The organism is Bacillus sp. RB3, from assembly GCF_030164735.1.
GTDB classification, from domain to species: Bacteria; Bacillota; Bacilli; order Bacillales; family Bacillaceae_G; genus Bacillus_A; species Bacillus_A cereus.
On record NZ_JASNGE010000062.1, the window covers coordinates 1 to 10,977 of the forward strand.

Sequence of the window (10,977 nt, forward strand, 5' to 3'; positions counted from 1 at the left end):
AGGGCTTACTGATATATTTAATTAACTTTCGTTATAATTGGTTAAATAAATCGTAACAGTTAGTTACCCTTCCTATCTATCCTTTATAGTACACAATTTGAGTAGAAAGAACAGCTAGTGCAGAGAAATTATTTCCTCTATCTATATATTTTCTTCAACTTATCCGATCCCATACCACCTATAATCATGAATGCAAGGGGCAAAAGATTCATTACATATGGCGCATCTGCTACAATTGTAATACTTGCTCCAGCAAACTTATTTAGCATCCATACAACGATTTTTGCAATAAACAAAAATACTCCTATCATAAATAGACTATCAAAAAACACCTTCCATTTTGGATACGCCAATTGCTTACTATCTTCAATTACTTTCTGCGTCAATTCTTCATCACCCCTTAGCAGTTCATCAATTGTAATACCGAACAGATCACTTAAATGAATAATAATTTCAATGCTCAGATAGTTCTTTCCCGCCTCCCATTTCAAAACAGATTGCCTACTCACATGAAGTTTTTCAGCCAAATCATTTTGCGACCAATTTCTTTTTTCCCTTTCTTCTTTTAAACGCTCACTAAAAATCATACTGTGTTTATCACCTCTCTATGCCCATTATGTTCAAATAAATGATGAAGAGTAAAGCTAGTTATCGTTGCATTTCCTGCGCAACTTATGCGTTACAGCTTATAATGGCGCTCTTTTATATGTATCTTCCCTATACTATGCTCCAATAATAATTTCCCGAACAATAATACAAGGAACGGATACTAATAAAGTGAAACTTTAATCAACCCTCACCAATCGGGCTTTTACGGACAGCCCGCCCCCCACCTAACTTCTTTGCTTCCGCTGAATTTTGAGGTGGGGTCTTACTGCCCGGCAAATAGCGGGATAAAGACTAGATTAGGCATAAAAAATACGCCATCCCTTCTTATCAGTCTCCAGAAAGAATAACGCAAATTTTCATTTTTACTCATCGTTTTTCGGACTATATGAAAACCCCGGATATTTCACAACAGGCCTCTTCTCCTTACGCAGGGAATCCATTACTTGCGGGCCAACATGTATATTACTCTCCACTATTTCTTTAGGAGTCAGTGCCATCCATTGATTTAACGATACATCTTCAAAACGATTACTTCTGAACATCTCTAAAAACCATAATGTTTCGGTACCTGTATTTTGAATATAATGCCCCGTCGCAAACGGTACATATCCGACATCGCCAGCTCTATAATCAAATGTACGAGCGGTACCATTTCCAAGAAACACAGTCATTCTCGCTTCCCCTGTCAAATAATATTGCCATTCATCATTATTCGGGTGCCAATGAAGTTCTCTCATTCCACCAGGCTCAACCTCAACGAGCGCTGCTGCGATTGTTTTGGAAATAGGGAAATTTGTAGAATCTACAATTCGAACGCTACCACCAGGCGTCTTAATCGGCTTTTGTTTTAACATTTCATGTTTAAATGTTAAAGGAACTTCTCCTTTCGGTGATTGAATTTCCTGACTTTCAAGCGAACCTGGCACCTCTCCTTGATAAATATAAACTTGATCTGAAGGGATAGAACGAAAAGCACTCTCAGGTACTCCGAAATTAGCCGACAACACTTCTTTTGGCATATGCGCAAACCAATCAGAAATAGCTAAAGTAGATAAATCAGAAAAATGCCCATCATTGAAAACGAGTAGAAATTCACAATGTTCCAATCCTTGAATGGAATGCGGAATACCAGGAGGAAAATACCAAAGATCACCTGGCCCAACATCAGCAATAAAATTACTCCCATTTTGATCAACAGCCGTTATGCGCGCCCGTCCTAAAAGCATATACGCCCATTCCGCTTCTTTATGCCAATGTAGTTCTCGTACTCCACCAGCCGTTAAACTCATATTTACTCCCGCAATCGTCGTCGAAACCGGTAGTTCCCGAGCAGTAATCTCCCGAGACCACCCGCCTTGTTTCAAAATCATAGAAGTGTCCGAGAATGAAAACTTCAAGTTAGGAACTAACCCTGCATCCGTTATAGGCGGAACAAGCATATTCGGATTTTGAATATCCCGCATAACATTACGAGGTCCAGAATCAATCGCACCAGCTCCGTCGCTGCGGATTGGTTGTGGCACATTCCCTCCCGCTTCATTAACAGTACGTTTCTTCATGATTACACTCCTTTTTCATCCGGTTATTAGGTGAAAATCCTCCACCATAGTGTATGAATTGGGCTTTAGATGGTTACAGTTACTATGATTTAAACCGTGAAAAAAACGCGTCTACTATTGTTATTTTTTATCGGAAATTCAATATTCCCCATCAAATCTTCTTGTTCATTTCTCAACTTATACTAGTATGCTTAGCGCTTAGGAAGACAAAAAAATAAACTAGAACTAACAAAAAACCCTGTAAAATTTATTACAGAGTTTTTCACCAATTATTTATTGTTTTACATATCGAATACGAACATTATCGTCCATTTGATAAATTTGTAATGTGTTTCCATAACTAATTCCTAACTCTTCACTTGCACCAACTGCACCCACAAGTACCTCTTAAAATAATTTATTCTTAGTTGGTTTTACTACCGATACTCTTCGCTGCCTCTTCAAACAGTTTCGAACCTTCTTGTGCTTTACTTAATGATTGATGCATTTTACTTTCGTCTTCTTGGTCCAATGCATCAAAGAGAAGTTGAAAACAATCCGCATACAGTTCCATCGACTGCTTTATCTTCGCCTGTTCTCCCTGTAACTCAGGAGGCGCTTGTAGATTCTTCAGTTTCGTTGCAGTTGCCTTTGCTCCACCTAAACTCAGTTGTACTTCACTTTTCTTTTGTTTGTATGATTTTACGTCTGAATCTGCTATTCCTTCAATTAATTTCATTGTATCTTCAATTTGAGTAGCACTATTTATGATATCTGCCTTGTACCTTTCAACATCTGAACCAGTTACCTTACCAGTTGAAGAACTAGAAGAAGTTGAATTATTTGAAGAAGAACTTGGTTGACTACTTGATGAACTACTGTTTGTACCTTCACCTTTCGCTACAGATAAGCTATCCTCTTTCTTGCTATCAGTTGACTTACTCTCTTTTTCAGAAGTCTTATTCTCTTTCTCTACCTTTTGCGTTTCTTCTTTCTTGGGCTCAGCTTTCTTACCATCAGTTTCAATTGTAATACAACCACTCAATAACATAACTGGTAACGCTAAACTTACTAATTTCTTTGCTTTCATGATTACTAATACCCCTTTATTTGTAAAATGTAGTGCAAACAAGTTAATATACTTAACTAATAAATTTCCCCCGAATAATTTATTAAAATCTACTATCCATAGATTTCCTGTATATTCATAATATTTCCATATATATATATATCATTTTACAAAGAATTACATATTTGGTCAAAGGGATTTATGTAGTCCTTAAAAGAAAATTTTAATCACAAAGAAAAGAAGCTAACAATAAATTGTTAACTTCTCAATCGAAAGTAAAATACTATCTTTCCTTATCTTCTAATATCTAGGTTGTGATTGAATATTTGTAAGATGAACATCATACATATCAATGATTTCAAGAAATCTATCAGCTTCACGGAAAACATGGTCTGCTAATAACGGATGAATGATACTCTTTATTTTACATTGCTCAATTAAATCACGTGCTGTTTTCTTAAAATCCCGAAGAGATGCAACCGACACACGATTTTGATCTAAAAATTGATCTAAAAGAGGGGCTGTTTGGGATTGTGGTTTCATAGATTCTAAGTCAATTGCTTGATACATCAATTCATCAAAATCATTGCTAAAATTCCGTGCTGTATCTACAAGCTTTCTTTCCGATGGATCAAGAAGATGGCCAATAAATTTAGCATGGTCTGCCATAATCCGTAAAAAGAAAACATTTTCTTTAATAATAGCATCAGGAAGCGCATCTAATTTACCTTCATTTAATTGTATTAAACGTTTTCTAAAATAATCAGCTTCCCTACTTGTATGGTCAACTAAAAGTGGAAAGTTATTTTGTCCTGGCAATTTACATGTGAGAATTAATCCTAAAATTTTTCGTTTAAATCCCCAAATATTAGTTGCGGCTTGTTGTACTTCTGCATTAAATCTTTTTATTTGCTCAGGATCTGTTTCATTTGTATAGGAATGCGCTATTTGTTCAATATGTTCAAACAATCGATAAAATTGATTAGCCTCTTCAATTAGTTGAGTATCCTCGCACCTAAATCCTAAACGAAGAAAAAAAGAATGCTCCTTCATGATTCTAGACCAAAAACGAATTTCATTTAATGAACGCTCAACAAACATTACAGATGTAACACCTGTATCCGGATGTAATGAAGTTTCATCCCTATGCATTGTTAATCTCCCCCCAGTAAAATCCCCACTAGTTCCATTCTTATGAGTAAAAAAATATATAAATACCATCAATAAAAGTTTATAATGACTCTCTTATACATGTAAAATTAAACTAATATAAACTTAGCTTGATGAACATATACTGCTCCCGCAGAAGAAAAAAAGCTACCACCGAGATGTAAAATCCTACTAGGTGGTAACCTTTCAAAATTTCTATTAAAGCAATACCGAATCTTTATCACTTTCCTGATTACGTTTCTCACGCTCTTCTTCTAAACGCTTCATATATACTTCGCCTTCTTTTTCAATAAACTCATTATCCATATCTTGCTCTTTTTTCGAAGTATATAAAACCATGTAGCCACTTAGTACAATCCCGACAATCACAAGATACACCCACCATGGTAAAGTTTCCAAATCACTTCATTCCTTTCCTTAGACAAGCCTTATTAGTTTCACTTTATGAGGAAAGAAGTGGATTTATGCTTAAAATTTTTATTGTGGATGCTTCGCGAAAAATGCTTGTACATATTCCATAAACTCAATTGGTTCTTGACGAAACGGTGCGTGGTATCCTTTTTCAATAATATGAAACGTACTATTTGCAAATAGCCCATGATACAGTTCACCATTTTTCCAAGAAACGCTCTTATCGTGTCGTCCCCATATAATTAAAGTCGGCACCTTAATCTTATCGGCTTCCATCGCGATGCGGCGCTCTCTCATTTTCGTAAGCTGATCATAATGCTCTTTATCATCACGACTATTTTTCACTTCATTTTTATTATACTTCGTAATCTCGGTTACATTTTGTAAGTCCGTCGATAGCGGTGGTACTTCATAACTTTCTTTTTGCTGGAAAGACTCTATCCCTGTAGCATCCGCCAAGATGAGATGCGTCACTGCATCCGGATATAAATACGCTAAATTGAGGGACATCTCTCCGCCCATTGAATGGCCGAGCACCGCAAACTGATCGTATCCGAGCTTCTTCATCAACTTATAATATAAATTCACTTGCGCAGGAAACGAATACTGAAAATCAACCGGCTTAGAAGAACGCCCAAACCCTAAAATATCAACCGCAATAATCGTATGATCTCGCACTAGTTCCGGATAAATATCACTAAACCCATCAGAAGAACCACCAAACCCATGCAACATAAGTAAAGGAGGTTTCCCCTCACCAATTTGCTTAAAATAAATCGTCTGCCCGTCAATTTGCGCCATACTCTCTTTCGTATTCAGCTTCATCATAACAGTATCTTTCACTTCTCCAACCTTCGCAATCGGCTTATCAACGAAGTTACATACGATAAGCAAAATAAGCACAATACCGCTAATCAAATAAAATTTAAACCGTTTCAACATTCCCGTCTCCTTTCTCTTGTTGTTATTTAAAGTTTTTACATTTTTTGGTTATTTTATGTTCTCTTTTTAATTGTAACTAAAACAGTTACAATTATACTAAAAAAATATAACTCATTTCTGTTACTAATGGTTATTCTGTAACCATTATAGTTACATATTTAAAGTAAGTCAATTCTTTTCTCTACATGACCTGAAAATAGAAAAAGGGACTTCATGTTGAAGTCCCTTTCTTTGTTATTATAGTCGGCTTACTCCGCCGTCGCCTCTATTATCTGCTGGTGCTCCTCCTGTGTCTCCAATGTTAACGTAGTCTGGTCTTGCTGGTGCCCCTCCTGTGTCTCCTATATTAACGTAGTCTGGTCTTGCTGGTGCTCCTCCTGTGTCTCCTATATTTACAGCTTGATTTGTAAAAGAACTATTGAACCCAATTGATAATACCCCTACTAATGCAGTCCCAACAATAGCCAAACGAAATTTCTTCATTATTTTAACGCTCCCTTTTCCAATATATTTTTTTGAGCCTTATTATTCATATAAAAATATTTACTTGCCTTAACATGATCATCACATTCATAAAATTTCAGTGCTAAAATTTCAGTGTATTCTTGAATACAATCCCATAATCTTTCTCTCTCAAAATAAGAAAGTCCTTCTAAAATTACATCTTCAATAATTGATACTGAAGATTTTCCATTGAGTTCTTTCAAAATTTTAAACCGATGTTGAAATTCTTTTTCTCCTAAATCAACACAAATATTTAAACCTTTTTCAACAATTGGATTCGCTAAATTATATTGTCCTAATTTGTAATGTTCATGTGCTTCTACAAACAAGGCTTTAAAGTGTTCTGGGTAATTTTTGGTCACCTCAGATATATGACGAATCGCTAATTCTGAAAGATTTTGACTAGCATAAAGCCAAGCTAAATTATGCCGAACCATTAGCATATATTTTTTTTGATCTGCTTTTTGCAATACTTCCATAGCAGAATTAAAGTTTTCTTCCGCTAATTCATAGTGATCTATGTCTACACAACATAGTCCAAAAGCATTTTCACATAATCCTACTTTTATTTCATAGCCTGGATATTGTAAAAATGCTGCTTTTGCCCTATTCAAGTAATCTATTGCATGAACTTGGTCATATTTTTGATAATAGAAATTCCCCATCCGATAATTAAACTCCGCATGTTCTATCGGATCGGCAATATATTTCAATAACTTCTCAGCTTGCTCATACTGTTCTTTCGCTTCATTATAATTTGAAATTAATGTGCAATGAAACCCTTTAAAAAAGTGATAGTAATAAGCTAGAACACCTTCTGCTGGGATTTCAAAAGATTCCACTTTATCAAAACTATCTTCTCTAACCCCAATCCAATCAACTAATGCATCATATCTAAAATTCAACAACGCATGATAAAGCAATACATCCTGATCTACGTCCAACCCACTAATCTTACTTTCAATCTCCTCTTTCATTTCCGTAGCTTTCTCTATATTTTGCTGTAACATTACACGATACCAATCATCTAAAGAATGTTTCATTTGCTCCCGCGTTACTACATCTGCTCCCATACACTCGCATCTCCTTTTCTCAAACTTACAAAATTAGTATTTTTATACAATTATCAAAATTGTATATTACCACTCCTTTTCTATGCATTGAAAAATAATTATCAGAAAATTTAATATTTTGATTAATTATACCAAAGTTTTCCTTTTTGATAACTTGAGAAACAATTGTCAGAAAACTTACTAGGATAAATAAAAAAGCAAGCAGTTCCAGCACTCCGCTAAAACTACTTGCTCTCCTACTTACTATCTCTATTTTTACTCTTTAATAAATTCCTTCGTACTTCTCACTGTATCAATTGGACGGACTAATTTTTCAATTTCTTCACGTTTTGGCTCTAGGAATGGAGGTAAAGATAATTTTTCGCCAAGTGTTTCGTATGGCTCATCTCCCATAAATCCTGGGCCATCTGTTGCAAATTCAAATAAGATTTGTGGTGCAACTCTTGCGTATAATGATTCGAAGAAGTGACGGTTTACATAGCCAGATGAAGGAAGTCCAACGCTACTGATTCTCTCAATCCATTCTTCTAATACAGCGCGATCTTCTACGCGGAATGCCGCATGGTGCACTGTACCAAAACCTTGTTGTGCTTCAGGAAGAACTGTATTATGTTCTACAATGACAGAAGCACCGTTTCCACCTTTATTCACTTCAAATAAATAGAATTCTCCTTCTTGCGCAACCTCTTTAAATAATAAAACTTTTTCTAACACTTCTTTGAAGAAACTAAAGTTTGCAATACGGATGAATACAGGGCCTAAACCAGTAATTGCATATTCTAATGGAACTGGCCCGTTTTGCCATGGTGTACCTGATTCGATCCCTTTATCAAGTTCATCTGAGATTAATTGATAGTGTTGGTCATCAAAGTCAACGAAAGAAAGAGTTTTCTTACCAAATTGCTCTTTAATTCCTGTATGTTCTACTTCAAGACGGTCAAAGCGTTTCACCCAATACTCTAATGCTGCATCAGTTGGAACACGGAATGAAGTTTTTGAAATTTCATTCGTACCGTGTACTCCTTTTGGAATACCTGGGAAGTCAAAGAATGTCATATCTGTTCCTGCACTACCTTTATCATCTGCAAAGAATAAATGATACGTTTGAATGTCATCTTGGTTTACTGTTTTTTTAACTAAACGCATTCCTAAAACGTGAGTGAAAAACTCATAGTTTTTTTCTGCACTACTTGTAATCGCTGTAACGTGGTGAATTCCTTTTAATTGGTTCATTTTATATTCCTCCAATGGTTTTAAATTTTATATTTTCTCTTCAATAGGTGCTAAATTTGCTTCAATCTCTGCACGCTGATTTTCTAAGAACGGTGGTAAATCAAGTTTTTCTCCTAAATGTTCTACATCTCCATCAACTGTAAACCCTGGTCCATCTGTCGCAATTTCAAAAAGGATTCCGTTTGATTCACGGAAATATAAGCTTTTAAAGTAGAAACGGTCAATGATTCCTGAAGAATGGAAGCCTCTTTGTTTCACTTGTTCTTCCCAATAGGCAAGCTCTGCATCGTTTTTCACACGAATTGCTAAGTGGTGAATGCTACCGCGGCCTGGTTTTTCAGTAGGACCATCTAAATATTTCACAACGATTTCTCCAAAAGCCTCTCCTTTAATGGACTGAAAAATTGCTTCCTCTTCGCTGCGGCTAACCTCTGTATAACCAAACATCTCTGTAAGTGTACTCGCCATTTTATCAAGTCTACGAACTGTCATTTCTACAGAACCCATTCCTTGAATTTGATGCTTTGCAGGAACTTCTGATTTCTCCCAAGTTTCCCAGTGCTCTACTTTTTCTCCGTTTGAAACGAGTAGTACTAAGCGAAGACCTTCAGCATCCTCAAATTGTAAAGCAGGACGATTTGCATATGTTGTCATCTCACTATGTTTCACATCAAATTTCTCAAATCGTTCTTTCCAGTAATGTAAGCTTTCCTCTGAAGGAACGAGTAATCCAATTCGAGTAATCGCATTTGTACCGCGATATGTTCTTCCTACTAAAGGAATTTCAAAAAATGATAACTCTGTACCCGGACTTCCTGTTTTATCTCCGTAAAATAAATGGTACATTGACGGATCATCTTGGTTCACTGTCATTTTCACACGACGTAATCCAAGCACATTTTTATAAAAGTGATTATTTTCATTTGCATTTTTCGTAACCATTGAAATGTGATGATGCCCTTTAATTTTATACATTTTTAATTCCTCCGCTTCGTTTTACTAGTCAAGTGATGATAAAAAAATAATATGCTTTTTAGCTGTTCAATTTATTCTCATTATGTTTTTGTAAATTCATCTTAGTTTTTACTGTATAAGTTACTTTGTTTTTTAATCGAAAACAACTGAGTGTATGTTTTTCATATGGCTCAATTACTTTCGTTACTATCACTTTACAACTCAAGTGATTAAAAAGCAAGTATTTTATCTCGAATTCGAGATAATTTTTTATTAAATAACATTTTGGACTAAAAACACGAGAAATTCTTGGTTTGAGGACATTATAAAATTCATAAGTTGATGGATGTGAGATATCGCCAGCATTTTTGAAAAAAACACGCTAAGAGTATGCGAGATTTTATACAGTTTTTTCGTTAATCCAATAACAGACAAGAACCCTAAAACCGCACCAGAATAGGAATGTATAAAAAATTGCATAGATTGATAGAACAAAAAAAGGAGGTTCCCTTGTGAGAGTAGGGTTCCTCCTTTTTCCTTGCCACCGATAATAGGACGTTATGTTAACTGATCATGTATAGGATATTCATATAGAAATTGTTTCTATCAATGCTGAATTATACAAAGAAGGAGGCATGATAATGAAAAAAGAACAATTAATATTAATTGCTAGTCTTACTCTTTTATTTCCTGTCCTTGAATTTTTCTTCCAGAAATATGATTACTTCAATTTTTACGCACATATAGGTATTATAGCCATTGCTGTATCAACTGTTGTATTCACACTCCATTATATAAAACAAATTTATTGGAAATTATCGATCGTATGAGGAAATTATGAAAGAATAGAATTTAATTGAATATGTTTTCTATTACCCGTTTCAAGCTTTTCCCCATACCTTTTACTGCCCATACTAGTTTAAGGAACACTTTAAAGATAGCATCCCATACGTGTTCATTAATAAAAAATTCGTATACTTTCTTTAACCACTCTTTCGGGGATTTACTCTTACGTTTAAACCTTTGCCAATGCGTTTCTTCACTAGTTTTCATAACTACCCCTTCTTTCTTAATCGAATATGCTTTCTATTAGAAGTTTTAACACCTCGCTATAATGATGAAAAGAACGAGGTTTATCATATCTGGCAATTTAATCACTCCTAATTTTAAATTAAATTCATTATATAACGATTTCTAAATTTTTAGTTAATTACTAGTGAGAATTAAGCAAAATTTAAACAAAAACACCTATGTTAGGCTTTAGTTACAGGTTTTCCCCCTATAAAATCAACTATTTGCGCCACCAACTATGGGGTACGCGAATTACTTTGATATTATCTTTGAACGAACAAAATAACTCCTTTCGAAAAACAAATGAACTGATATTAATCAACTTCCAATATCGAGAATTATGGTGCGACAAGAAGTCGCATTCCCACAGGGTAGCTTCTGCTACTAGATTAGATGCAAAGTC

12 protein-coding genes are annotated in these 10,977 nt (G+C 35.1%); 1 reads left to right on the forward strand and 11 read right to left on the reverse strand.

Going from position 1 to position 10,977, the window contains the following annotated elements:
- Nucleotides 1-137: 137 nt before the first annotated feature.
- The 10 genes from QO049_RS29740 to QO049_RS29790 form a co-directional block, all read right to left on the reverse strand.
- Nucleotides 138-587 (reverse strand): helix-turn-helix domain-containing protein, encoded by a 450-nt coding sequence (locus QO049_RS29740; RefSeq protein WP_098396258.1) that lies wholly within the window; start codon nt 585-587, stop codon nt 138-140.
- A 384-nt stretch (nt 588-971) separates the two neighbouring features.
- Nucleotides 972-2,168, reverse strand: coding sequence for an oxalate decarboxylase family bicupin (locus QO049_RS29750; RefSeq protein WP_284489780.1), 1,197 nt, complete (start codon nt 2,166-2,168; stop codon nt 972-974).
- A 403-nt stretch (nt 2,169-2,571) separates the two neighbouring features.
- A complete protein-coding gene (locus tag QO049_RS29755; protein WP_000644835.1) occupies nt 2,572-3,237 on the reverse strand; it encodes a DUF7018 domain-containing (lipo)protein in 666 nt (221 codons plus the stop codon).
- A 279-nt stretch (nt 3,238-3,516) separates the two neighbouring features.
- Entirely contained in the window at nt 3,517-4,368 is an 852-nt protein-coding gene (locus QO049_RS29760; RefSeq protein WP_000554479.1) for a DUF2935 domain-containing protein, read from the reverse strand.
- A gap of 216 nt (nt 4,369-4,584) precedes the next feature.
- Nucleotides 4,585-4,785: a sporulation YhaL family protein gene (locus tag QO049_RS29765; protein ID WP_000449225.1), complete on the reverse strand. Its 201-nt coding sequence runs from the start codon at nt 4,783-4,785 to the stop codon at nt 4,585-4,587.
- A gap of 78 nt (nt 4,786-4,863) precedes the next feature.
- Nucleotides 4,864-5,739 carry an alpha/beta fold hydrolase gene (locus QO049_RS29770; protein ID WP_246962245.1) on the reverse strand — a complete coding sequence of 292 codons (876 nt, stop codon included), beginning with the start codon at nt 5,737-5,739 and terminating at the stop codon, nt 4,864-4,866.
- Between the two features lie 237 nt (nt 5,740-5,976).
- On the reverse strand, nt 5,977-6,222 hold the full coding sequence (locus QO049_RS29775) for a Phr family secreted Rap phosphatase inhibitor (RefSeq protein ID WP_246962243.1): 246 nt from the start codon (nt 6,220-6,222) through the stop codon (nt 5,977-5,979).
- Entirely contained in the window at nt 6,222-7,316 is a 1,095-nt protein-coding gene (locus tag QO049_RS29780) for a response regulator aspartate phosphatase (RefSeq protein WP_246962241.1), read from the reverse strand. The genes QO049_RS29775 and QO049_RS29780 overlap by 1 nt, the downstream gene beginning before the upstream one ends.
- A 255-nt stretch (nt 7,317-7,571) precedes the next feature.
- Nucleotides 7,572-8,549 (reverse strand): ring-cleaving dioxygenase, encoded by a 978-nt coding sequence (locus tag QO049_RS29785; protein WP_098138432.1) that lies wholly within the window; start codon nt 8,547-8,549, stop codon nt 7,572-7,574.
- A 27-nt stretch (nt 8,550-8,576) separates the two neighbouring features.
- On the reverse strand, nt 8,577-9,524 hold the full coding sequence (locus QO049_RS29790) for a ring-cleaving dioxygenase (protein ID WP_048568213.1): 948 nt from the start codon (nt 9,522-9,524) through the stop codon (nt 8,577-8,579).
- 620 nt (nt 9,525-10,144) lie between these two features.
- On the opposite strand from QO049_RS29790, the gene QO049_RS29795 reads away from it, so the two are divergent.
- A complete protein-coding gene (locus QO049_RS29795) occupies nt 10,145-10,333 on the forward strand; it encodes a hypothetical protein (protein WP_000712159.1) in 189 nt (62 codons plus the stop codon).
- Nucleotides 10,334-10,355: 22 nt separating this feature from the next.
- Here QO049_RS29795 and QO049_RS29800 read toward each other — a convergent pair whose 3' ends face one another.
- Nucleotides 10,356-10,556, reverse strand: coding sequence for a hypothetical protein (locus QO049_RS29800; protein ID WP_000858032.1), 201 nt, complete (start codon nt 10,554-10,556; stop codon nt 10,356-10,358).
- Between the last annotated feature and the right edge of the window lie 421 nt (nt 10,557-10,977).